Annotated in this window: 23 protein-coding genes, 1 tRNA gene and 2 riboswitches; of the genes, 13 read left to right on the top strand and 11 right to left on the bottom strand. The window is 67.4% G+C overall.

Annotated features, from left to right (window positions below; all coding sequences use genetic code 11):
- Positions 1–127: 127 nt before the first annotated feature.
- Positions 128–1,024, top strand: coding sequence for a prephenate dehydratase (locus tag GGQ62_RS03500; protein WP_152576478.1), 897 nt, complete (start codon positions 128–130; stop codon positions 1,022–1,024).
- Here the strand turns inward: GGQ62_RS03500 and rsmD are convergent.
- Complete coding sequence (gene rsmD, locus GGQ62_RS03495) at positions 1,021–1,557, bottom strand: 16S rRNA (guanine(966)-N(2))-methyltransferase RsmD (protein WP_152576479.1); 537 nt, start codon at positions 1,555–1,557, stop codon at positions 1,021–1,023. The genes GGQ62_RS03500 and rsmD overlap by 4 nt on opposite strands.
- Positions 1,558–1,560: 3 nt before the next feature.
- Positions 1,561–2,718: a pseudouridine synthase gene (locus GGQ62_RS03490; protein WP_152576480.1), complete on the bottom strand. Its 1,158-nt coding sequence runs from the start codon at positions 2,716–2,718 to the stop codon at positions 1,561–1,563.
- A 106-nt stretch (positions 2,719–2,824) separates the two neighbouring features.
- On the opposite strand from GGQ62_RS03490, the gene GGQ62_RS03485 reads away from it, so the two are divergent.
- The 4 genes from GGQ62_RS03485 (at position 2,825) to GGQ62_RS03470 (ending at position 6,275) form a co-directional block, all read left to right on the top strand.
- A tRNA-Leu gene (locus GGQ62_RS03485) sits at positions 2,825–2,908 on the top strand.
- 278 nt (positions 2,909–3,186) lie between these two features.
- The gene (locus GGQ62_RS03480) at positions 3,187–4,140 is read left to right on the top strand and encodes an NAD(P)/FAD-dependent oxidoreductase (RefSeq protein ID WP_152576481.1); all 954 of its coding nucleotides are present in this window, start codon (positions 3,187–3,189) and stop codon (positions 4,138–4,140) included.
- Positions 4,141–4,236: 96 nt separating this feature from the next.
- Entirely contained in the window at positions 4,237–4,407 is a 171-nt protein-coding gene (locus GGQ62_RS16045) for a hypothetical protein (protein ID WP_207790459.1), read from the top strand.
- 221 nt (positions 4,408–4,628) lie between these two features.
- Positions 4,629–6,275, top strand: a complete 1,647-nt coding sequence (locus GGQ62_RS03470; RefSeq protein WP_194163339.1) for an acetolactate synthase large subunit — start codon at positions 4,629–4,631, stop codon at positions 6,273–6,275.
- Positions 6,276–6,402: 127 nt separating this feature from the next.
- Here the strand turns inward: GGQ62_RS03470 and GGQ62_RS03465 are convergent, their stop codons facing one another.
- Positions 6,403–8,631 (bottom strand): fused MFS/spermidine synthase, encoded by a 2,229-nt coding sequence (locus tag GGQ62_RS03465; protein ID WP_152576483.1) that lies wholly within the window; start codon positions 8,629–8,631, stop codon positions 6,403–6,405.
- Between the two features lie 267 nt (positions 8,632–8,898).
- Between GGQ62_RS03465 and GGQ62_RS03460 the strand changes: the two genes are divergently transcribed.
- On the top strand, positions 8,899–9,717 hold the full coding sequence (locus GGQ62_RS03460) for a DUF6454 family protein (protein WP_152576484.1): 819 nt from the start codon (positions 8,899–8,901) through the stop codon (positions 9,715–9,717).
- 251 nt (positions 9,718–9,968) lie between these two features.
- Here the strand turns inward: GGQ62_RS03460 and GGQ62_RS03455 are convergent, their stop codons facing one another.
- Entirely contained in the window at positions 9,969–10,694 is a 726-nt protein-coding gene (locus tag GGQ62_RS03455; protein ID WP_152576485.1) for an alternative oxidase, read from the bottom strand.
- A gap of 182 nt (positions 10,695–10,876) precedes the next feature.
- Here GGQ62_RS03455 and GGQ62_RS03450 point away from each other — a divergent pair, with 182 nt between their 5' ends.
- Positions 10,877–11,281, top strand: coding sequence for a hypothetical protein (locus tag GGQ62_RS03450; protein WP_243445964.1), 405 nt, complete (start codon positions 10,877–10,879; stop codon positions 11,279–11,281).
- Between the two features lie 195 nt (positions 11,282–11,476).
- Here GGQ62_RS03450 and GGQ62_RS03445 read toward each other — a convergent pair whose 3' ends face one another.
- The 4 genes from GGQ62_RS03445 to GGQ62_RS03430 form a co-directional block, all read right to left on the bottom strand.
- Positions 11,477–12,619: an NnrS family protein gene (locus tag GGQ62_RS03445; protein ID WP_207791807.1), complete on the bottom strand. Its 1,143-nt coding sequence runs from the start codon at positions 12,617–12,619 to the stop codon at positions 11,477–11,479.
- Between the two features lie 51 nt (positions 12,620–12,670).
- Complete coding sequence (locus tag GGQ62_RS03440) at positions 12,671–12,976, bottom strand: hypothetical protein (RefSeq protein WP_152576487.1); 306 nt, start codon at positions 12,974–12,976, stop codon at positions 12,671–12,673.
- A 362-nt stretch (positions 12,977–13,338) separates the two neighbouring features.
- Positions 13,339–14,415: a metallophosphoesterase gene (locus tag GGQ62_RS03435; protein WP_243446596.1), complete on the bottom strand. Its 1,077-nt coding sequence runs from the start codon at positions 14,413–14,415 to the stop codon at positions 13,339–13,341.
- Between the two features lie 119 nt (positions 14,416–14,534).
- Positions 14,535–15,536 carry a serine hydrolase domain-containing protein gene (locus tag GGQ62_RS03430; RefSeq protein ID WP_243446597.1) on the bottom strand — a complete coding sequence of 334 codons (1,002 nt, stop codon included), beginning with the start codon at positions 15,534–15,536 and terminating at the stop codon, positions 14,535–14,537.
- Positions 15,537–15,818: 282 nt separating this feature from the next.
- On the opposite strand from GGQ62_RS03430, the gene GGQ62_RS03425 reads away from it, so the two are divergent.
- Both GGQ62_RS03425 and GGQ62_RS03420 read left to right on the top strand, forming a co-directional pair.
- A complete protein-coding gene (locus GGQ62_RS03425) occupies positions 15,819–16,943 on the top strand; it encodes a hypothetical protein (protein ID WP_243445965.1) in 1,125 nt (374 codons plus the stop codon).
- A 235-nt stretch (positions 16,944–17,178) separates the two neighbouring features.
- A complete protein-coding gene (locus GGQ62_RS03420) occupies positions 17,179–17,793 on the top strand; it encodes a pyridoxamine 5'-phosphate oxidase family protein (RefSeq protein ID WP_152576488.1) in 615 nt (204 codons plus the stop codon).
- 10 nt (positions 17,794–17,803) lie between these two features.
- Here GGQ62_RS03420 and rnhA read toward each other — a convergent pair whose 3' ends face one another.
- The 3 genes from rnhA to ispH are packed head-to-tail and all read right to left on the bottom strand — an operon-like array spanning position 17,804 to position 20,223.
- Complete coding sequence (gene rnhA / locus GGQ62_RS03415; protein WP_152576489.1) at positions 17,804–18,271, bottom strand: ribonuclease HI; 468 nt, start codon at positions 18,269–18,271, stop codon at positions 17,804–17,806.
- Between the two features lie 2 nt (positions 18,272–18,273).
- Complete coding sequence (gene thrB, locus GGQ62_RS03410) at positions 18,274–19,233, bottom strand: homoserine kinase (protein WP_152576490.1); 960 nt, start codon at positions 19,231–19,233, stop codon at positions 18,274–18,276.
- Positions 19,234–19,242: 9 nt separating this feature from the next.
- The gene (gene ispH, locus GGQ62_RS03405; protein ID WP_152576491.1) at positions 19,243–20,223 is read right to left on the bottom strand and encodes a 4-hydroxy-3-methylbut-2-enyl diphosphate reductase; all 981 of its coding nucleotides are present in this window, start codon (positions 20,221–20,223) and stop codon (positions 19,243–19,245) included.
- Between the two features lie 156 nt (positions 20,224–20,379).
- Between ispH and GGQ62_RS03400 the strand changes: the two genes are divergently transcribed.
- From GGQ62_RS03400 to GGQ62_RS03385, 4 genes are all read left to right on the top strand, one after another.
- On the top strand, positions 20,380–21,027 hold the full coding sequence (locus GGQ62_RS03400) for a hypothetical protein (RefSeq protein ID WP_243445966.1): 648 nt from the start codon (positions 20,380–20,382) through the stop codon (positions 21,025–21,027).
- Between the two features lie 80 nt (positions 21,028–21,107).
- Positions 21,108–21,205: riboswitch (glycine riboswitch) on the top strand.
- Positions 21,206–21,325, top strand: a riboswitch (glycine riboswitch).
- A gap of 56 nt (positions 21,326–21,381) precedes the next feature.
- Complete coding sequence (gcvT, locus tag GGQ62_RS03395; protein WP_424022210.1) at positions 21,382–22,482, top strand: glycine cleavage system aminomethyltransferase GcvT; 1,101 nt, start codon at positions 21,382–21,384, stop codon at positions 22,480–22,482.
- On the top strand, positions 22,479–22,850 hold the full coding sequence (gene gcvH / locus GGQ62_RS03390) for a glycine cleavage system protein GcvH (protein ID WP_152576492.1): 372 nt from the start codon (positions 22,479–22,481) through the stop codon (positions 22,848–22,850). Before gcvT ends, gcvH begins: the two co-directional genes overlap by 4 nt.
- A complete protein-coding gene (locus tag GGQ62_RS03385; protein ID WP_152576493.1) occupies positions 22,850–23,650 on the top strand; it encodes a class I SAM-dependent methyltransferase in 801 nt (266 codons plus the stop codon). Before gcvH ends, GGQ62_RS03385 begins: the two co-directional genes overlap by 1 nt.
- The last annotated feature ends 1 nt before the right edge of the window (position 23,651 follow it).

Below are 23,651 nucleotides of genomic sequence, written 5' to 3'. Positions count from 1 at the left end.
GCTATAGCAGTGGCAGGGGCTCGGGCAAGCGATTGTGCGCCGCACACCGGGCAGGATCCGGGTCAGGGTGCGATTTGCTCCGGCGTTGCGGCTCGCCTAGAGCGGCGTCTCAGCAGCAGGAACGTTCATGAGCAGCTATCCCCTTCGCGCCGAAGCGCTTGTCACCGCAATGACGGCGCGCGCCGATGCCGCACCCGCTGCTGCCGTGGCGTTCCAGGGCGCTCCCGGCGCCTATTCGCACCAGGCGGTGCGCGAGTTGTTTCCCGAAGCAGCGCCGCTGCCGTGCGTGTCGTTCGAGGACGCCATCGAGGCGGTGCAGGCCGGGCGCTGCGACCGGGCGGTAATCCCGATCGAAAATTCGCTGCATGGCCGCGTTGCCGACATTCATTTCCTGCTGCCGGAATCGGGCCTGTTCATCATCGCCGAACATTTCGTGCGGATCCGCCATTGCCTGATGGGGGTCGGCCGCCAGGACATGCTGCGCCAGGTCATCAGCCACCCGCAGGCGCTGGGGCAGGTGCGCGGCCGGATCCGCAAGCTGGGCATCGAACCGGTGCAGTATTTCGACACGGCGGCCGCAGCGGCGCATGTCGCCGGCACCGGCGATGCGTCGGTGGGCGCGGTCGCGTCGAAGCTGGCGGCGGAACTTTACGGTCTGACGGTATTCGCCGAAGGCATCGAGGACGCCGACCACAACACGACACGCTTCGTCGTGCTGGCCCGCGAGGCGGCGCCGCTGCCCGACGCCGGGGTGCTGGCGATGACGAGCATGAACTTTGAAGTGCGCAACGTGCCGGCGGCGCTGTTCAAATCCCTCGGCGGCTTTGCCACCAACGGCATCAACATCACCAAGCTGGAAAGCTATATCCGCGACGGGTCGTTCGCGGCGGCGGAATTCTATGCCGAAATCGTCGGGTCGACCGACGATCCGGCGGTGGTGCTGGCGATGGAGGAGCTTCGGTTCCACACCAAATGGGTCAAGGTGATCGGGACCTATCCGTGTGTCCGGGAGCGGACGGCCTAGCCCGGCGCGCGCAGCAGGTGGAGCCGCGCCTTGCCGTGGTCGCGCACGGCGAGAACGTCATAGTCGCTTGCCAGGGCCTCCTTGCGGCTGGTTTCGACCGAGACGAGCGCGTGGGGCGCGATCCAGCCGCGTTCGGCAAGGCACAGCAATGCCGGCTCGGCGAGGCCCGAGCCATAGGGCGGATCGAGCAGGATGATGTCGCACGCCAGCGGCGCCGTGCCGATGGCGGTGATGGGGGCGGCGATGACATCGGCGACGAACTTCATGCCGGCGATGTTGGTGCGCAGCGCCTTGACCGCGGCGGGGTCGTTTTCGACAAAGGTCGCATAGGCAGCGCCGCGCGACATGGCTTCCAGCCCCAGCGCGCCGGTGCCGGCGAAACCATCGAGAACGCGAAGCCCTTCGAAGCTGCCAAGGCGGCTGGTCAGCATGGAAAACAGCGCCTCGCGGACGCGGTCGGCGGTCGGGCGGGTGGCGGCGCCTTCGGGGGCGACCAGGGCGCGGCCCCGCCAATGCCCGGCGATGATGCGCATGCCTCAGGCCTTTGACAGCGACTTGCGCAAGCTGGCGACAACGCCGTCCGGGACTTCGTCCGCGTCACGGGGTTCGAGGTCGCCGAGTTCGATCGGGCCATAGGCGACGCGGATGAGGCGGCTGACCTGCAGGCCGAGAAATTCCAGCACGCGGCGGATTTCGCGGTTCTTGCCCTCGGTGAGGGTGATCGTCAGCCACAGGTTGCGCCCGGTGCGGCGCTCGATCTCGGCATCGATCGGCCCATAGCGCATGCCGTCGATGGTCAGCCCCTCGATCAGGCTTTCGACCGCCGGCTGGGTGATCTCGCCATAGGCGCGGACACGGTAGCGGCGCGGCACGCCGCTCGTCGGCAATTCGAGCGCGCGCTTCAGCGCACCGTCGGTGGTGAGCAGCAACAGCCCTTCGGTGTTCATGTCGAGCCGGCCGACGGGGACGACGCGGGGCAGGCCGGGGGGCAGGATGTCCATGATCGTCGGGCGGCCGCCGGGGTCGCGTGCGGTGGTCAGGAAGCCGGCCGGCTTGTGGAAGCGGAACAGCCGCGACGGTTCGAGCGCTGCCACCGGCTGGCCATCGACGGTGATGCCATCGAGGCTGTTGACGACGGTGGCGGGGGTGGTGAGGGTCTGGCCGCCGAGCGCGACCTTGCCATCGGCGATCATGCGTTCGATGTCGCGGCGTGAACCGATGCCGGCGCGGGCGAGCAGCTTGGCGATGCGCTGCGGTTCGACCGGCACGGCAGCGCCGGTGCGGGCGGCGGCGCGGGCGGCGACCCGGGCATCGCCGCGGCCGCGGCGACCGGTGGGGGCGGCGGTGGGCAAGTCGCTGAACGGTGCCGGGTTGCGCGGCTTGCGGTCACCGCTGCGCGGCGGGCGGGCGAGCGCCCGGGGCTCGCTTTTCGGCACTTTGGGCAGGCGTCCGCCGGGGATGTGGCGGCGGCCATTGCCATCGCCTTCGCGCCGGTTGTCGAGCGCTTCGGCTTCGCGGCGGCTGTGGACGATGACTTCATCGGCGGCGCGCGGTGGGCGCGGCGGGCGCGATTGGGGGTTGCCGGGGCGCACGGGGCGGGTCGCGCCGGGGGCGCGGCGGTCGCCGGTGGGACGCTTGGGGCCGGACGGCGGGCGCTGGCCATCGGCCCCGCCAGAATTTCGAGGTGGTCGCATCGTGCCAGCCTTGCGGCGTCGGCGCTTCGCTGTCCAGCAGCAATGCGTTCCGGCCGTCGATCGGGCGTTGAAGCGCGCTGCCGGATGCGCTAGCGAGAGCCCGCATGCCCCTGTGGTGAAATGGTAGACGCGCTCGACTCAAAATCGAGTGGAGAAATCCGTGCTGGTTCGAGTCCGGCCAGGGGCACCACTCTCGGTCAAAGCTGGGCACGCGCCCCGCTGCGACCTCCGCGTCAAGTACGGCGTGTTCCAGAGCCGACTTTGGCCCCATGATCCGGATTTCCCAGGTGTCGACCTTTACGCGGTCGGACAGGACCCGGACCTACGCCTTGCGCTGCACCGGGTCGGTGTCGCGTAGGTGCGCTGCGACCATGATGCCAGACTCCTCGATGATCTCTGGCGTGGTACGTTTTGCGCCTCGGCCATCGCGTGTCTGGATTTCGATCGCAACATAAGGGATGGGCGACAATGCCGCACGACATTACCATCATCGGCGCCGGCATGGCGGGCCTGGCCTGCGCCCGGCGTCTGGTGAATGCCGGACACGCGCCGGTGGTGCTCGACAAGGGGCGCGGCATCGGCGGGCGCCTGGCGACGCGGCGCGTGACGCTGGCCGAAGGTGCGACCAGCTTCGATCATGGTGCCCAGTATCTGACGGCGCGCCACCCGGGCTTTGCCGCGGCGCTGGAGCAGCTTGGTCCTGCCTGTGCCCGCTGGGATGACGGCTCGGCGGCGCCGCGCCTTGTCGGCCAGCCGGGCATGTCGGGTTTGCCGCGCGCCATGGCAGCCGGCGTCGATGTCCAGTTGGGCCGGCAGGTCACCGCCGTGCGGGCGGTGCCGGGTGGTTGGCAACTCGATACCGACGCCGGATCCATCGAAACGCGCCATCTGGTAATGACCGTGCCAGCGCCGCAAGCCGCGATGCTGCTCGGCGAGTCTCACCCCTTGCACCACCGCATCGCCGGCATCGCCATGGCGCCCTGCCTCACGTTGATGGCAGCGTTTCCGGCCGACGCCCCGCGTCCCTTCCGTTCGCGAACCGCCGACGATCACCCGCTGGCGTGGATCGCGCAGGACAGCAGCAAGCCGGGCCGCAACGGCGCATTGGCCACTTGGGTGGCGCAGGCCAGCGTCGCATGGAGCGAGCAGCATCTCGAAGACACGGTCGAGGCCATGGCTCAGCGCATGTTGCCGATGCTGGCCGAGGTGATCGGGGTCGCACCGGAATCGGCGCTATATGCTGCTGCCCACCGCTGGCGCTATGCCCGCACGGTTGCACCGCTCGGCGAACCGTTCCTGCGCGGCGACAATGGCACTTTGCACGTCGGCGGCGACTGGTGCCTTGGCGCCCGCGTGGAGGCGGCATGGGCGAGCGGGACCGCGATCGCCGATGCCATCATCGAACAGACGGGAAGTTTCTGAATGGTGCCGCGCGCCGATGTGCGTCATGTCGGACTACACGCCGCGGGTGCATGACGCGGCGGTGGTTTCGCCACTCTCGCTGTCAGGCGTCCAGCCGTGCTGACCGCTTCCTTGCTCGCTACGGCGCTGCTGTTCGGCGGCATGGTGCTCTATTCGTTCGGCTTTGCCGCTTTCCTGCTCAACGCGATGCCCGCCGAGATTGCCGGCTGCCGTTCGCCCTGTTTGCCGCGTCGAACAGCAACCTGCCGGCGGTTCTGGAGGGAGTAAGCGTGGCGACCCTGGCTATTGTCGCCTATGGCCGCAACCATCGGGCCGACATCTGTATCAGCGAGATCGGATTCTGCTGCGCCTGTTGCGGCGAAGGGTGATGCCCGCCAGTGGCCTTCGGCAACGGCAAAAGCGGTGAGGCCGGTATCGCCTGGTGCGACTGGAACCTTTCCATTGCCCCGCTGGCACAGCAACATGCCGGTTTGACCGAGGGATTCGACATGACGAAGGCATCCGACCTGCTGGTGCAATGCCTGGAGAATGAAGGGTGCGAATACGTGTTCGGCGTGCCGGGTGAGGAGAATCTCGATTTTCTTGACAGCCTGTCGCGATCGACGCGGATCCGCCTGGTCCTGACGCGGCACGAGCAGGGTGCCGGCTTCATGGCGGCGACCTATGGCCGCCACACCGGCAAGGCCGGCGTCTGCCTGGCGACGCTTGGGCCTGGGGCGACCAACCTCGTCACGGCGGCGGCCTATGCGACGCTGGGCGGCATGCCGATGGTGATGATCACCGGCCAGAAACCGATCAAATCGTCGAAGCAGGGCCGGTTCCAGATCATCGACGTCGTCGAAATGATGAAGCCCATCACCAAATACACCCGCCAGCTTGCATCGGCCGATAACATCCCGGCGCGCACCCGCGAGGCGTTCCGGCTGGCGCAGGAGGAAAAGCCCGGCGCGACCCACCTCGAACTTCCCGAGGACATCGCGCATGACCCGACCGATGCGACCCCGATCGCACCCAGCAATGTTCGGCGTCCGGTGCCGGATGCCAAGGCGATCGCCCACGCCGTGGCAGCGATCGAGGCGGCGCGCGCGCCGATCATCGTCATCGGCGCCGGCGCCAACCGGACGATGACGTCGCGGATGCTCGGTCGGCTCGTCGACACCACGGGAATCCCGTTCCTGACGACGCAGCTGGGCAAGGGCGTCATCGACGAGCGTCATCCGGGATTTGTGGGATGTGCCGCATTATCGTCGGGAGATTTCGTCCATGCGGCCATCGGCAAGGCCGATGTCATCATCAACATCGGCCATGATGTGATCGAAAAGCCGCCCTTCTTCATGCAGCCCGACGGCGCCGTGGTGATCCATGTTTCCAACCGCCCGGCCGAAGTCGATCCGGTCTATTTCCCGCAGATCGAGGTCATCGGCGATATCGCCAACGCGCTCTGGCAGATCGACGAGACGATCACCCGCCAGGACCATTGGGCCTGCGCCGGCATGCGTGCCGTGCGCGCCGCCGAGGTTGCCCATCGCGAGGCCGCTGCGGGCGACATGCGCTTCCCGATCTATCCGCAATATCTGGTCGACCAGGTGCGCAAGGTCATGCCCAGCGACGGGATCATCGCGCTCGACAATGGCATCTACAAGCTTTGGTTCGCGCGCAACTATACGGCGCACCAGCCCAATACCGTGCTGCTCGACAATGCGCTGGCGACCATGGGCGCCGGCCTGCCGTCGGCAATGGCGTCGGCGATGGTCTATCCCGACCGCAAGGTGATGGCGATCTGCGGCGACGGCGGCTTCATGATGAACGCGCAGGAACTGGAGACCGCGATCCGGCTGGGGCTGAACCTGACCGTCCTGATCCTCAACGACAACAGCTATGGCATGATCCGCTGGAAACAGGCCAATATGGGTTTCGCCGACTGGGGACTAAGCTACGGCAACCCGGACTTCGTGCTCTATGCCGAGAGCTATGGCGCGGCCGGGCACCGGGTGACGAGCGCCGCGATGCTGCCTGCGCTGCTCGAAGCCTGCCTGCGATCGCCGGGCGTCCAGGTCATCGACTGCCCGGTCGACTATGCCGACAATGATCGCGTCCTCAACAAGGATATCAAGGCACTGAGCGAAGACCTTTAGACTGATCCCGGACGTCGCCCCTTGCGCACGCCCGCCTGGCTGTCACCGGTGCCGGCGCCCGGTTTGTCAGGATCGATCGAAGGTTCCGGTCAGACCGGACGGCCGCGCCGATGATTGGCGGCGATGATCATCGGAACGGCGATTTGAACGCGGGCAGGATCGATGCGAAGTCGTCGGTCCAGGGCTGCGCGCCCCGAGAGTCGCGCAGCGCCTGCCAGTCCGCCGGCGCATCGCCCGTGGCCGCAATCACCTGCTCCATCCGGGCCGGCGAACGCGTCAACGCGATCCAGATCGACCGGGTATCGGCCTCGCCCGGCGCCGCGACCGGCCCGGGCTGGTGCCGCCTGACCCGCGCCGTCCAGCCCTCGGCGCGCGCAATCGCGGCGACGACCGGCTCGAGGTCAAGGTAACGATTGGAAATGTGGACCAACAGAACGCCGTCGGGCGCGAGCACGCGCGCATAGACACGGAACGCCTCGGTCGTCATCAGGTGGAGCGGGATCGCATCGGACGAGAAGGCATCGACGGCGAGCATGTCGACGCTGCCGACAGCCTCACGCGCGAGCATCAGCCGGGCATCGCCGACGACGATACGCAGGCCGGGAGCGCAGCGCTCCACATAGGTGAACAGGTGTCGGTCGCGCGCGATGCCGACCATCGCCGGATCAAGCTCGAACGCCGTCCACCGCTGCCCTGGCCTCGCATAACAGGCCAGAGTGCCCGAACCGAGTCCGACGAACGCCATCCGCGCCGGCGCTGCGAACAGCCGCGGCGCGGCGGAAAAGACCCGCCCCACGCCGGAGCCAGGGGCATAATAGCTCGTCGGCCGCGTGGCCTTGCCGGCCGCGAGCGACTGGACCCCATGCAGCGTCGTGCCGTGCTGCAGCTCGCGGACCTGGCGCGCTTGCGAATCGCGCACGGTATAGATGCCGAAGAAGCTGCGGGTGCGGTCGACGGGCGCGGCGGCCGGATCGAGCTGTTTCCAGCCGCCCAGCGTCATCATCAGCATCAGGAACGCCCAGGCGAACCACGGCGGGCGACCGATCGAGACGACCGCCAGCGCCATGATGAAGACCATCGCTGCGAGCGAGGCATCCGTCTGGCTGCCCAGCCACGATGCGCCCGCGAGCGACGCGGCCAGGGCCAGCGGCGGCAGCAACCAGCGGATCGCGGCGCCGCCCCGCCACGTCCACAGCCGGTCCGCCCAGGCCGCGACCGGCCGGGCCGGCAGCAGCAGCGCGGCGGCAACGAGCAGCAGCGGATGTTCATAGCCCCAGTCGAACACCAGCGGCGCGACCAACGCACAGAATAGCCCACCGAGCGCGCCGCCGACCGAGATCCACAGGTAATATTCCGTCAGATTGCCGACATCGGGCCGTTCAGCGGCCAGTGTGCCGTGCAGCGCGAGGGCGACGACGAACAGCAGCACGACGCCCGAGACAGTGTAGAAGATGACCGCCGCGCTGGCGGTGACGAAGGCCAGGCTGCCGAGCAGCAGGAGCAGCGGCGGTGCGGCGCCGACAGCGATCCGCGTCGCCCGGACGCCGCCGCCACCGAAGGCGATGATGAAGCTGAGCAGATACACCGCCAGCGGAATTACCCAAAGCAGGGGCATCGCCATGATGTCGGTGGTGAGGTGCGATGTCGTCGACAGCAAAAGCCCCGACGGCACCAGCGCGAGCAGTGTCCAGCGCATGCGCTGGCGCCCGGTAACCGCGCCGCCACGGGCCGCCACCAATGCCGCCGGCCGCTGCAGCGCCGCCCGGCCAGCCAGCGCGACGAGCAGGAACAGGACGACGAAACCCGCGGACCATGCCCAGCCTTGAACCGCCAGCCGCGTCCCGGGCTCGATGAGCAGCGGATAGGCGACAAGGGCTGCAAGACTGCCGGTGTTCGAGGCGGCGTAGAGGAAGAAAGGCGCGTCTGCCGATGAGTCGTCACTGTGTGCGAACCACGCCTGCATCAAGGGCGCCTGCGCCGATACGATGAGGAACACCGGCCCGATGGAGACCGCCAGCAGCGCGAGCAGCCACAGCGCCGGCGGCGTCGTTCCGGGGTCAGGCAGCCAGGTCGCCGCGGCAACCGGCAGGGTGAGCCCGGCAGCCAAGAACAGCGTGAGGTGCAGGGCGATCTGCTGCCGCAGCGCCAGCCGCTGAAGGGCATGGGCATAGAGATAGCCGCCGAGCAGCACCGCCTGGTAGAACAGCATCGCGACGTTCCACACCGACGACGACCCCCCGAGACGCGGCATGACCATGCGCGCGAACATCGGCTGGATGAGGAACAACAGGAAGCTGCCGACGAGCACGGTGGCGACGAACAGCGGACGGAGCATGGCGGCAGGCATCCGCTGCATCTTGCACCGCCCGGCCGGAGCCGCAATCGCCGACTGCGAGACCCGTTCGGGCCGATCGTTCGGCGTCCTTTCGGGCTTGTGGCACGTCGGAGAAGGTTACGCCCGCGGGGGCGACCCGCGGGCTTACCACGACAAGCCAAACGGCGACGAAGGCCAGCGCAGTGCGCCGCTGGTCGCGGCGAAACTTTAAAAGTTTCAACCCCGAGCAATTCTCCTGTCATCCGAAGTTGCGATGGCCACCGTCGAGCCGACGCGCGCTCGGGGGCAATGCAGATGATCCGCAAAATGGCGCGTCCGGCTGTGACAGTCGTTCTCCTGCTGCTGTCGAGTTTGTCGGTCGCAGCGGCGCCGGACCCGTTCGACGGTGCGATCGAACATGCGCGCGCCCGGGGTAGCCTCAAGCTTGAGGGGGAGGTTTTCCATGTCCAGGGGCTAGAAATCGCGGGCGGACATATCTGGGTGACCTCGGTCGACCAGGCAAACCGCAAGGCCTATCTCCATCAGTTCGATCGCGCGACGGGCAAGTTCCAGCGGCGGTTGGAGGTGAGCGAGGGCAAGCGCTTTCACCCCGGCGGTATCTCGGTTTCGAATGCTTCGATTTGGGTGCCGGTGGCGGAATACAGGCCGGATAGTTCGACCGTGCTGGTCGAGATCGACGCCGAAACCATGGTGGTCCGTCGCAAGATCCATGTTGCGGATCATCTTGGCTGCGTGGCGGTATCGGGGCGAACGCTTGTGGCCGGCAACTGGAATAGCCGACTGCTTTACGTGTTCGATCTCGGCAAGACCGCGCCGCCGCGGGTGGTGTCCAACCCGTCGTCGACGCAGTATCAGGACATGAAGTTTGTCGGCCGTCACCTTGTCGCGGGCGGATCAAGGACGCTGTGGAGCGGCACTGTCGACTGGATAGACTGGCCGTCGATGAAGATCGTGCGGACCCTGCGCAGCGGCGCTGTCGGGCTCGCCCGACCCTTTGGCCGGGGCGGAGCATATACCGGCGAAGGCATGGCGGTCGAAGGGCGCGACCTGTACCTGCTTCCCGAAGATGGCCCCAGCCGGGTGTTTCGTTTCACCATCGACGCTTGAGCACCCTGCGCTTCTGTGAGCGTGCGGTTACAGCTGCCGAGCGCACCTTTTCAAGCGAGATGTCCTTGCGCTCGTCCGACGTGATCCCCTGATTATCAGGCGCGGATCGGTGTTCCGCGTGGCGTCATTGCGGATTGTACCGCCGGTACGCGCCGCGACTCGCCAGAAGCGCCGACGTACCGCTCGGCGCTGGCGCCAACCACGTCGCGTTGCGCAGGTAACCAATGCCCACCACCGGAATGCCCTGACCGTTACACTGCCATTCTGATGTCGTCGGCGTGCTCGGGGTAGGGTGCCGGGATCCTCTCGACGATCGGCTCACCGGCGATCTTGCTGGCAAAGCCATGGTTGACGTCGCGGTGATGCGCTTCATCGGCGCGGACGACGAGAACGACATCGCGCAGTGTCGCGTCCGCGGGAAGCTTCCAATAATGGCGTGCGATTGCCGGGGCAGGCACGTTTTCGGCACGGCCCTCGTCGATTTCGGCGAGATAGAATGTGTAGCTCATCACCGCTTCCTCCTCGAAGTAGCCGACAATGCGATGGGCGGTACGCGGCGAAACGAGGTAAAGCAGGAAAAAGGCGATGTAGAAGCCGCCCTGGACAAGTTGGATGACCAGCCGTTCGAACCAGGTCGGCTGCGCGACGGCGATGAAGGTCATCAGGTGCATGCGCTCGTTTTCGGCTTCCTCCATAAGCGTGCGGATCCAGCCGTGATCGTCCTGCATCCGCCGCAGTGACGTCAGGTGCTGGATCGTGGCGCCGACCATGCCGGGCACCCCGGCAACGGTTTCAAGAACGATCGCGCGGTGGCCGTAGCGCTTGGCGAAGAAGGTGTCGGCACAGAAACGCAGCACTTTTGTAAAGCCAAGTGCGAAGTGATCGGAAAATCCCTGCGGAATGTGGTGGATCCGCGGTTCGGCCTCGCGTTCCTTGGCCAGCGAATCATCGGAAGGTGCGAGAATAGAATTGGCCATGATCTCTCCGGCGAAAAAGCGGGAGCGCGGACAGTCTCTCAGGCGTCGGATGCTATAGGTGGACTTCGACGATAATCGTCTATATCACAACAGCAGCGCGACAGCATGCTGACAACTCGGTCTGTATCTGTGATTTGCCTGCGGCAAATTATCCTGATCGAGACAGGCACTGTTTCGACCCGATGCGCGAACTGGCCCACCATCCGGAGATACACGTGATGATTGACGATGGCATTGGCGGGGAACATCCCGAGGGTCTCCGTGCCCAGGCGCTTGCCCGCTGGGAAGACGAAGGCGGTGCCGAGCCGGGCGCGGACGGCCACGCCGAATTTTCGGCGCCGGCGCTTTCCAATGCTGAAATCGTTCAGCTCCGCGTCCGTGTCATCGCGCTCGAAAATGTCATCATTGCGCTTCTTGCTGACGCGTCCGAGGGCCAGCAGGCGCAGATTCGCGATATGGCAGAGTTCATCGCGCCGCGCGCCGGGCGTGCCCATCATCCTCTGACGACAAGTGCGGCATCGCACATGCTGGGCCTGGTGCACCGCGCCGGCCATTTTCGTACCGACACGCCCGGCGGCAGCCAGTAAGCGATCGCGGGCCTGCCGGCCTGGCGACGCAGTTCGCTGCGTCGCGACCCTGCCAACGCGCGGCGGCCGTTATCTCGAGCGACACGATCGAACGCGGGAGCGCAGGACCATCGGGTCAGTCGGGCGGCGATCGGCGCGCGCAGGATGGCACGACGATTGCAGCCGGGGAGATGAACCTCGTTACGGGTCGCGACTTTACGGGGTTCGGCCGCCGAGCAGCTTTGGTCCATAACCCACCGCAAAGAGCAGGAAGGCCGCGCCCCACAGCGTGCCTGCCAGTGCAATCGACACCGTATAATCGAACGGCAACAGCGTAGCGGTAACGCGCACGATCGCGCCCGATGTGACAAGCGCATAAATGGCCATGGTAAGTCGGTCCGCCCGAAGTTCGTGTCCGGTATGGCCGAGCGTGGCGCGCGTCATCACCGCCAGCGTCATCGATGCGATCGCGCCGGCGCTGAGCGCGTGCAAGGCGGACGATGCCGGTATGACAGGGACGAAAACGCTGCCGCCCAGGAGGATCAGACCGACTCCCAGCCATGCGTAGGCAATGTGGAGGATGACAACCAGCGGCTCGCGCGCGGTGCGCCAGCCCGACCAGCGCGAGAGCCGCACCAATTGCAGCACGCCTGCGGCTGACAGCAACCCGCCGACAAGCGGCGCTGCCGGCGCCGCCACCCAGCCGAGCAGGCCGATGCCGGTAAGCGCGATCGTGGCAATGTCGAAGCGGTCCGGCTGAGACGGCAGGCCTTGCTTGAGGCCTTGCTTGCTCAGCCAGTTCCGGGTGAACGATGGGATGATACGCCCGCCGATCAGCGCGATCAGCGTGATCACGATGCCCAGGCCCAGCCGCCAGCCGGTGCCGGCGGGGATCGCGGCGCCAAGCGCCTCGGCATGATCGAGCGCGTTGGCAAGCGCGAAGATTGCAATCGCGATGACGACGGGAAAATTCTTGTTCCTTGCCGCAAGCACCTCGCGTCCGGCGACAAAAGCGAACACCGCCAGAAACCCGACATCGAGTGTGGCGGCGAGCGGGGCGGACACAATGCCCGAGAACAGCACCGCGATACGACCGGCCAGCCACAGCCCTGCGAGGGCGGCGAGGGGAGCGCCCGCGATCGGCAGGCGACCGGTCCAGTTCGGAATGGCCGTCAGCAGGAAGCCGGCGATCACGGCGCCGATATAGCCAAAGAGCATCTCGTGCCGATGCCAGGCCAGCGCGTCGAAATAGGTCGGCAGCGTTATCCTGCCCGAAAGCGACAGGACCCACAGCGAGACGACCAGCAGAGCCCAGACAGCGGCGCCGAAGAAAAAGGGCCTGAAGCCACCGCGCAGCACCGGCGGCAGCGTCTTCAACCGGTCATGACGTGCGTTTTCGGACTTCATCGTTCAGCCAGCGCCCCAATCCGGAGCGACATAGCCGCCGTGACCCCATATCGAGCCGAGCTGCATCCCGCCCAGCGTCTGCCAGACTTCACGGCCCGTCTGGATATCGTTCCTGGAGTAGACGAGTGCAGCCTGCGTGGTGCTGACCTGGTGGGCACGGGCGGTGCCTGCACGTAGATTTCCCGGCCAAGATAACCCAGGATCGAAAACGAAATGATGAAGATGGCGCCTGTCCAGATCCAGAGTTCCTTCGAATTGATCACGCTGGCGTTTCGACTCTCTGACTGCCGGCTTGAAGCACAGCAGCATAGAGCGAATCTGGTTGGCCCGTAGTAGGGTATGTCACCTAAAAGGCGACCGGCAGGCGGGTCAGGGTGCAGCACGTTCCGATCTGAAAGTCCGCCTGATATTTGCCAAATACTGTCGGACCTGCGTGGAACAAGGCGCCGCAATTTGCCAAGGCCTTCCGGACATCCGCCGTCACCGCAAACTGTGCCACCTCCAATCAGGGCAGAGGTGACATCGCGAAATGGTACAGTTCCGGCACGTGCGGGGCACCACTGTCGGTCACCGCCGTGCCCTCCGCCTCCGGGGCGTACCTCGGGCGCTCCCCCGAACTCCACGTGGGCCGCTGATCCGGATATCGGCGCCTCTGGCTTCGACGTTTCGACCTAGCGCTGCGTGCGCAGGGTTATCCGCGTCAATTCCGACGGCCGGCCAAGGCGCAAGGCGAAGCCGGGCCAGAGCGCGGTGCCGTTGTTGACGTACAGGGTCATGCCGTCGACGTCGTAGCGGCCCGATACGAAGCCGCCATTGGCCCGCGCGACGAGGCGGTCGAGCCCCAGGATCATGCCGCCGTGCGTGTGCCCGGACAGCTGGACGGCAACGCCGCGTGCGGCCGCGGCGCGGGCGTTTTTCGGCTGGTGGTCGAGCAGGAGCACCGGCACGCCGGCGGGCGCACCCGCGAGCGCGGCGGCAAGGTCCGGGCCTACCTCACCCACTTCGGGCGCCGACAGGTCGGTGACACCGGCGAGCACGAGCCGTGCCTCGCCGCGCGCCATAACGACATGGGTGTTGGGCAGCATGCGCAGCCCCAGGCCTTTCAGATGGCGCATCCATTCGGGGTATCGGAAGAAATATTCATGGTTGCCGGGGATGGCATAGACACCGTCGGGGGCGCGCAGATCGCGCAGCGGCGCGACGTCGGCGCGGCGCATCGCGACCGAGCCGTCGATGAAGTCGCCTGTCACGACGATCAGGTCGACGTCCGTGGCATTGGCGTGGTCGACGACGCGGCGCGCCCAACTGGCCGGGAACAGGCGGCTGATGTGAAGGTCGGTGAGTTGCAGCACCCGGTAGCCGTCATAGCGGGGCGGCAAACCAGGAACGGCGATCTCGACATCCTTGACCGGCGGCACGCGCACGGCATTGGCGACACCGATGGCGGCCAGCAGGGCGGCGGTGCCGGCGAGCGCGTAGCGGGCGACATCGGGAATGCCGACCATCCGCCGTTTTGCCAGCGCCGCCGCCAGCGCGCCCGCATCGAGCAGCAGCTGCAAGACCGCCAGCAGCAGGATCGCGCCGAAAGCCCAGTTGAACAGGATGACGATCTCGCGCGGGAATTCGGGCGCGAACACCGAGCCCGACGAAAGCCGGCTCCAGAAATGATATTGCGACGCCGCGAGCAGCACCACAGCGACGCCGATCTTCCATCCTGGCGACATCGCCAGCGGCCACAGCCAGCGCACGATGACGAACAGGGTGGGCAGGGCAAATATGAGGTGGAAAATCGTGCATCTCCGGATGTGGATCGACGGTCGCGGCCGGTGCCTCGCCTAACGCGCGGCTTGCGCAGCTGCTCCGACGATCACGCCCCGCTGACCGCGGCCGGGACGATATGGTCGGCGAGCAGGTCGTGCAGCGCGGCGATGTGCCCACCGTCCCTTGCGCCGCCCGCATCCGACGTCATCACGACGGTCAGCGCCAGGCTCGGCACGATATAGATCATCTGCCCGCCATAGCCCCAGGCGAAACGCACCGGATGGCCGCCGGCGTCGCCGATGAACCAGCCATAGCCGTAGCGGCCGCCGCTCCACGGCGACACGGTGCGCGGTGTCCAGCTTTGCGCGATCCAGGCGGCGGGCAGGAGGCGGCGGCCGCCTGCCACGCCGCCGGTCCGGTACAGTTCGCCGAAACGCGCCATGGCACGCGGGCTCATCAGCATCTCGTTGCCGCCGAAGTAAATGCCCTGGCCGTCGCGCGACCATGGCGGGATCGCGATGCCGAGCGGGCGGGCCAGCCATTCCTGCGCCAGCGCATGGGTGCTCCGTCCCGAAGCGCGGGTCAGCATCGCCGACAAAAGGTGCGTGCTGCCGGTCGAATAGAGCATGGCGCCACCCGGCTCTTCGACGAACGGCTGCGACAGCGCGTAACGGACCCAGTTCGGGCTCGACACCCAGCGACCGTAAAATTCACCCGACGTGCGCTGCAGCCCGGCCTGCATCGACAGCAGGTTGCCGACGGTCAGCCGTGCGAGGCGGGGGTCGGGGTTCGCCGGCGCGTCGGCGCGCAGTACGGACAGCACCGGCTGGTCGACGCCGGTCAGTACGCCGCGATCGATGGCGATGCCGACCAGCGCCGAGATCACCGACTTGGATGCCGACTTGATGTTCACCGGCCGGTCGAGCGGCGGCCCGCCGTTGAAACGATGTTCGGCCAAGGTCTCGCCATCGCGGACCACGACCAGCGAGCGGATCCGCGGCAGGCGCGCCGCCGCTTCGACCGTCCGCGCCATCATCGGTGCGTTCAGCCCGTGGGTCGGCGCCGCCACCCTGTCCGGTGTCGTGGCGACGGCCCCGGTTTCGGCCACCGCGCCTGGTTCGGAGGAATAGCCACAGCTGGCAAGCAGGAGCGGAACGAAGGCAAGAAATCGAATGCGCATCCCGTCATATAGGGTGGCGAGGCCGAAATTGCAGGGCCGGCCGGGGAATGCCGGCGTTTCAACCGATGCGGATACAGACGTTCAGGGTCGCGTGTCCGATCGCAGTTCTTATCGGCGAACCCGATGCGCTGCTCCGGGATGGACATGGGAACTGGGCGGTCGCAATCTGCCTGCTCGACAATGGCTGGCGCTTCTATCAGTGTCGGCTGCATGAAGTCCCCGTCGCACGCTCGGCCCCTGGCCTGGCCGTTTCTGGCCTGGCCGACGGTGGCGCTGGCCGGGGTTGCGGCACCCACTTTGGCCATGCTGATGCTTGTGGATGCGCCGGCGCCGGCACCGCTGGCCCTGGTCGGCGGGCCCATTCTGGCCGTGGGCCTGATGGGCGTTGGCATGATCGGGGCGGCGGCTGCCGGACGCCTGTGGATCGGCGTCCTTCTTGCCGTGCTGACCGGGGCCGGCCTTATCGTGCTGGCGCGGGCGCTGGGCATGCCGACCCTGCCGCACCCGTTCTCGACCGGGCTGGCCGTCATCATCGCCAGCTTCAGCTTTGCCGCGCGCGGCGCGCTGTTTGCCCGGTCGGCAGGCGATCGGGGCTGGTGGATCGCCGTGTTCGTGGTGGCGGGCGAGGCGGCCATGCTGTTGACGGCCTCGGCCTTGCCGGGGGCGTTGCCGGACTGGCTGCTGGTTTTGCTGCCCGCACAATGGGCGAGCACGGCGATCCAGACGGCGCTCACCGGTACCGGCACCCGCGCGGCAAGTTCGGCCTTGCTCGCGCTCGCCGGCACCGCGGCGGCGACGTTGCTGGTGGCCCGGCTATGGCCCCGCCGCTGGCCGTATCTGGTGATGTTCACGACGTGGCTCGGCCTGTCCGCGCTCGTCTGGCACCGGCCCGGCCCGCCGATGCCCCGCGCCGATCTCGCAATCGTTGCCGCACCAGCCGGGCCGATCGCACCCATCGCCTTCGCGCCGCCCGATGCTGCAACCGCCAGCGCGCTCGCGCGCATCCGGCGCCAGCTCGAAAAATGGCCTGCGGCTGGCGAAGCGGACGTTACCCAGCGCGCGCGCAACCTGCTGCTGATCGCCGCCGTGGCCGATCTCTATGACACCGAACCGCTGCAATCCCATTTGCCGCTGCTGGTCGCGGCCGAATTGAAGGCGCGCCTGCCTGCCGATCAACGCGCCGCCATCCTCGCCGGCATCGCCGCCGATCCCGCCGCCGGCAGTGTCGCCGCCCGGGAAACCCTGGCCGAGCTGGGTCTGCCGGCCAATGTGGGGGATGAAACCCCGGTGCGGAACCGGATGGGACTGTATGCAGCGCGGTTGGCGGGACGATAGCTGCCGACGAACAGGGTCCAGGCAATCGCCTTCGGGATCGATCATGCGTCTTCGTCACCCAGCATAAACCGTTCAAGACGCTCCGTTGCGCGCTCGACAGACAATTGCACCGCCGCGCTCGTGATTCCCACCCGCCGTGCCGACGGCCGGCGAGCGCGGTTTGGCAAGGAGGCTTTGGCTGCGCCTGCCGGGACGTGTCATCATGGATGGCGGTAACCGATCCCGGAGTTGAACCATGGCCTATGGATTCATGCAGATCGCCCTGACACCCAGCGTGGTTGCGGCGCAGGCCGAGATGGGGGCGCATCGGCTGTGGCAGGACTTCAAGGGCCATCGCGCGTTCGACCGCTTTACTGACCGGGAAGCTGCCTTCATCGCTGCCCGCGACAGCTTCTACATGGCATCCGTTTCGGAAACGGGCTGGCCCTATGTCCAGCATCGCGGCGGCCCGCCCGGCTTCCTGCGGCTGATCGACGACCGGACGCTCGCTTATGCGGATTTTCGCGGCAACCGTCAGTATATCAGCACCGGCAACCTGGCGGCCAATAACCGCGTCTCGATCATATTGCTCGACTATCCCCGGCGCGCCCGGCTCAAGATCTACGGGCATATCGAACGGCTTTCGCTCGATGCCGATCCGGCCCTGACCGAACAGCTCCTCGACAAGGACTATGGCGCCACGGCCGAGCGCATCTTCCGGCTCCGGCTCGATGCCTTTGACTGGAACTGCCCGCAGCATATCACGCCGCGTTTCACCGAGGCCGAGATCGCGCGCGCCGTCCAGCCGCTGCACGAGCGCATCGCCGACCTCGAACGCGAAATTGCAGCCCTGCGCGCTGGTGGAAACTGAACAGGCGACGTCAGGCGCGGGCGCGCAGCCGGGCGATGGCTTCGTTGGCGAGGGAATCGGCGCGTTCATTGTCCGGGTCGCCGGAATGGCCCTTGACCCAGCGCCATTCGACCTTGTGGCGGGCCGTCGCTGCCAGCAGCGCTTGCCAGAGATCGGCGTTCTTCACCGGCTTGCGGTCGGCGGTCTTCCAGCCGTTGCGCTGCCAGCCGTGGATCCATTTGGTGATGCCGTCGCGGACATAGTTGCTGTCTGTCGACAATATGACATCGGCGGGGCGGGTCAGCGCCGCGAGCGCTTCGATGGCGCCGGTCAGTTCCATGCGGTTGTTGGTGGTATGCGCCTCGGCGCCCGAAAGCGTCCGTTCCTGGCCGTTGGCGGCCCGCAGCAAGGCGCCCCAGCCGCCGATGCCGGGGTTGCCCTTGCAGGCGCCGTCGGTGGCGATGACGACCTTGGGTCGGGCTGCTTCGGCGTCGGCCATGGTCAGCGCCCCAGCACGGCGTCGGGGGTGGCGCGGGCATACCAGGCCAGCCGCCGCGCAAAGGCCATCGGGTCCTTGCGGGTCACCAGTGCCTCCGGCGGCGTGTGCAGCCAGTCATAGGCGCGGGTCAGCACGAAGCGCAGCGCAGCGCCTTCGCCCAGCCTCGGCAGCGCGGCGACTTCCGCCGGCTCCAGGCCGTGCGTTTCGGCATAGCCTGCCGCCAGCGCCGCGGCGCGATCGGGATAATGCACCGTGCCGATCGCCGAAAAGCACCAGGCGGCATGGGTGACGACATAATCATAGGCGCGGATGTCGGTGCAGGCGAAGTAGAAGTCGATCATGCCGGTGACGTCACCGTGGTCGAGCAGGACATTATCGGGAAACAGGTCGGCATGGATGGTGCCGACCGGCAGCCCGGTGGGCCAGCTGTCGGTCGCGGCCAGCGCATCGGCGACGAGCACCGGCAATGCAGGATCGATCTTGGCAAGCCCGGCCCCGCATTTTGCCGCCATCGGCCGCCAGGCGGTGACGCCGAGCGAATTGGCGCGCACCGCGACGAAATCGGCGGTGGCCCGGTGGAGGCGGCCGAGTGCGGCGCCGACGGCATGGCATTCGGCCGGTGTCGGCTCGGCGATCGATACGCCCTGGGCAAAGGCGATCAGGCAGGCGGCGCGGCCGTTGAGCGTCTGCAGGGCGTGGCCGTCGCGGTCGGCGATGGGGCGGGGCACCGGCAGGCCCTTGTCGGCCAGATGCGTCATCAACGAGAGGAACCAGGGCAAGTCGTTCGCGTCGATGTTGCGTTCGTAGAGGGTCAGGACATAGCGGCCGCTGGTCGTGTCGACGAGGAAATTGCTGTTCGAAACGCCCTCGGCGATGCCCTTGAACGACGTCGCGCGACCGCAGTCATAGCGTGTGAGGAACCCCGCCAGGTCGGTGGCGGTGACGGGCGTATAGACGGCCATGGCGCTGCGTCAGCTGGCGACGAGGGCGCGCGGCAGCTTGAAGACGACCTGTTCGACCGCGGTGGTGATATTCTCGGTGGTCAGGGTGAAGCGGTCCGCCAGACGGGCGAGAACCTCCTGGACCAGCACTTCGGGTGCCGAGGCACCGGCGGTGATGCCGACGGTGGCGACGCCATCGAACCAGCGCCAATCGATATTGACGGCACGCTGGATGAGGTAGGCGGCGGCGCCTTCGCGCTCCGCGACTTCGCGAAGGCGCTGCGAATTCGACGAATTGGTCGCGCCGATGACGAGGACGAGGTCGCAGCGCGGCGCCATCGCCTTCACCGCCGCCTGGCGGTTCGACGTGGCGTAGCAGATATCGTCCCCCTTGGGCCCGATGATCGCCGGGAAACGGCGCTGAAGTTCGGCCACCATGTCGCTGGTATCGTCGACCGAAAGCGTTGTCTGGGTCAGGAAGCCGAGATCGTCAGGATTGGCGACGGTGACGGTCTGGGCATCGGCAAGGGTTTCGATGAGAGTCATCGCGCCATCCGGCACCTGGCCGAAGGTGCCGATGACTTCGGGATGCCCCTGGTGGCCGATGAACAGGATATGGCGACCGGCCTCTACCAGACGTTCGGCCTGGCGGTGCACCTTGGACACCAGCGGGCAGGTGGCATCGAGATAGTTCATGTTGCGCATCTCGGCCGCGGCCGGGACCGACTTGGGGACACCGTGCGCCGAAAACACCACGGGGACGCCCTCGGGCACTTCGTCGAGTTCCTCGACGAAGACGGCGCCCTTGGCCTTCAGGCTGTCGACGACGAAGCGGTTGTGGACGATCTCGTGCCGGACATAGACCGGCGCACCATAGCGTTCGAGCGCCAGTTCGACGATGTGGATGGCGCGGTCGACGCCGGCGCAGAACCCGCGCGGCGCGGCGACGAGCACGGCGAGGTCGGGCTTGGCGAGGCCGGCAGGGATGGTAGCGGAGGCGAGGACGGTCATGATCGCCTGATAGCCAATGATCGATGCCGGCGCCACAGGCATTGCAGTCGCGGCATGCGCCGCCGGCCCGCGTTCGCCTTGCTCCGGACCCCGGCGATGCCTAAGGAAGACCGGGCTTGCCCCCCGAAAGGTTCCGGCCCCGTGCTTTCCCGTGACATGTCGTCCCCTTTGCAGCCCCGGCGCGTCGCCGCGGGCCGGCTGCTGCTCGTCCTCGCCCTGGCGGCAGGCGTCGCCGGGTGCCAGCGCAACCCGCTGATGGTCAAGCGGTCGCCATGCCCGGCAGTGGCGGTGCCGACCTATCTGGGCGACGCCACGATCTTCGGCGCCGGTGGTTCGGCCGACGCCCGGAATATCGACATGGTCGCGACGATCACCAATGTGCGCGAAACCTGCCTTGAAGGCGACGAAAAGCTGACGACCGACATTAGCTTCGACGTGGTGGCACGGCGCAGCGAGACCGGCCCGGCGCGGACGGTGTCGCTGCCGGTGTTCGCGACGATCGTGCAGGGCGGCAATCTGGTGGTGTCGAAGCAGATGACGAATGTTACGGTCAGCTTTGCCGAGGGCCAGGCGCGGGCCATCGGCAGCGGCGGCGTGCGGACCAACGTGGCGCGGTCCGCCACGGCGCTGTCGCCTGAGCTGCAGGCCAAGATCAACCGCAAGCGCAAGCCGACCGACCCCGATGCGGCGGTCGATCCGCTCGCCGATCCGCAGGTCCGCGCGGCGTTGCGGGCGGCCTCGTTCGAAGTGCTGCTGGGGTTCCAGCTCGACGATGCCGGACTGGCCTACAACGTCACCAAATAGCCGCAGCCGGAAATCGCCGCGGCCCGATTGACTCGGGCGGCGGCTTCCCGCAGTTGAGTCGGGTCGTCGGGCCCCGGCCCGGCGTCAGCGCGGGAGAGTGCGGGGGGCCTTGGCCTTGCCGCCGCCGAAGGAGCAAGGGCCCCTCCAATCTCTCAGGCACCAGGACCGCGCTGGCGTATTCACGACATCTGGAAAGCGGGCAGGGACGATTCCGCAAGGCATCGTCTCCCGGCCCCACCGAAGGTGTAAGTGCTGTTGCGGCACGAAAGCTCTCAGGTCCGGTGACAGACAGGGGCAGGTGACGGGGCAGCCGCCCCGACGCTGCCATGCCGTTGCCGGAGGATTGTCTTGGACCTGCGCGAAAGCCCCGATCGCCTGTTGCCGCTCGATGCGCTGCATCGCCGGTTGGGCGCCCGCATGGTCCTGTTCGCCGGCTATCAGATGCCGATCCAGTATGATGGCATCATCGCCGAACATCTGTGGACGCGGGCCCATGCCGGATTGTTCGACGTGTCGCACATGGGCCAGTTGCTGGTGCCGACCGCCGAGGCGGCGCTGCTGGAAACGCTGCTGCCGGGCGACATCATCGGCCTGGGCGTCGGCGTACTGCGCTATTCGCTGTTGCTCAATGCCGCGGGCGGGATTCTCGACGATCTGATGGTGACCCGGCGCGCGGGCGATCTTTACCTGGTCGTCAACGGCGCCGTGAAGGATGCCGATGTGGCGGTGCTGCGCGACGCCGGCGTGACGGTTGACCGGCGCGACGATTGGGCGTTGCTGGCGTTGCAGGGACCGACGGCGGTGACCGTGCTCGAGGCGCTGGTGCCGGGGGTGGCGGCGCTGCGCTTCATGCGGGCGGCGGGCTTTGCCTGGCAGGGCCATGATCTGTGGATCAGCCGGTCGGGGTATACCGGCGAGGACGGGTTCGAGATTTCGGTTCCGGCGGCGGCGGCGGACGCGCTGGCGACGGCGCTGCTCGCCGATGCCGAGGTGAAGCCCATCGGGCTGGGCGCGCGCGATTCGCTGCGGCTGGAGGCGGGGCTGCCGCTTTACGGCCACGACCTCGACCCCGCGACGACGCCGGTGATGGCCGGCCTGGCCTTTGCGATTTCGAAGCGTCGCAAGCTGGAGCGCGGCTTTCCCGGCGCCGAGCGGGTGATGGATGAACTGTTCAACGGCGCGGCGCGGCGGCGCGTCGGGCTGGCGGTGGCGGGCAAGCTGCCGGCGCGTGAGGGCGCCGCGGTGTTTGTCGGCGACACGGCGGTGGGCGTCGTAACCTCGGGTGGCTTCGCGCCCAGCCTCGAGGCGCCGATCGCCATGGCCTATGTCGACACGGCCCATGCCGCCGACGGCACCGCACTGACCATTGAAGTGCGTGGCCGCCGGCTCGATGCGACGGTGGTGCCGATGCCGTTCAAGCCGAAGAATTACGTCAGAGAGGGAGCCGTGGCATGACGCTGTATTTCACCAAGGAACATGAATGGCTGGCGGTCGAGGGCGACATCGCCACCGTTGGCGTCACCGATTATGCCCAGGCGCAGCTGGGCGATGTGGTGTTCGTCGAAGTGCCGGCGGTCGGCAAAGTGGTCGCCAAGGGCAAGGAAGCCGCCGTGGTCGAATCGGTCAAGGCGGCATCCGATGTCTATTCGCCGGTCTCGGGCACCGTGACCGAGGCCAATCCGGCGCTGGAGGCGGACCCCGCGCTGGTCAATTCGGCACCCGAGGGTGAGGGATGGTTCTTCAAGCTGACCCTGTCCGACGCGTCGGAGCTTGATGGGCTGATGGATGCCGACGCTTACAAGGCCTGGGTCGCCACGCTCTGATGTCGGCGACGCCGCGCCACGATTGGGACCCGGCGCTTTATGCGGCGCATGCGGCGTTCGTGCCGGCGCTCGGCGGCGCGGTGCTCGACCTGCTGGCGCCCAGGGCCGGCGAGCATATTCTCGACATCGGGTGCGGCGATGGCGTGCTGACGGCGCGGATCGCCGCGGCAGGAGCAAGCGTGGTCGGCATCGACGCCGATGCCGCGATGGTGGCGGCGGCCATGGCGCGAGGGGTCGATGCCCGGCAGCGCGACGCCCTGTCGCTCGATTTCGGGGGCGCGTTCGATGCGGTGTTCAGCAACGCCGCGCTGCACTGGGTCGGTGCACCGGCCGTCGTTACGGCCGGGGTGGCGCGGGCGCTGAAGCCGGGCGGGCGATATGTCGGGGAATTCGGCGGTCACGGCAACATCGCCGCCATCCGCGTGGCGGTGCGCGCTGTGCTGGCGACCCGCGGCTATCGCGTCGAACCCATGGAAACGAGTTATTACCCCACCGCAGAAGCGTTTCGCAACGTCCTTGAAAATGGTGGTTTCCGCGTCGACATGTGCGAGATCATCCCGCGCCCGACGCCGCTGCCGACCGGCATGACGGCGTGGCTCAACACTTTTCGCGGCGGCTTCATCGAAAGTGCCGGCGTCCCCGCCGACAAGCGCGCCCAGGTCATCGAGGACATTCGCGCCATGCTGCGTCCGGTGCTCGCCGACGAGGCCGGCAACTGGATCGCCGATTACGTCCGTATCCGCTTTCACGCTCATCTGCCCCCGGCTCGCGATAGCGAGCGCGCCAGTACGAAAGAGTAAG

The sequence above is a fragment of the Polymorphobacter fuscus genome, assembly GCF_011927825.1.
Lineage (GTDB): Bacteria > Pseudomonadota > Alphaproteobacteria > Sphingomonadales > Sphingomonadaceae > Sandarakinorhabdus > Sandarakinorhabdus fusca.
This window is presented reverse-complemented; position numbering and strand designations above follow the sequence as displayed.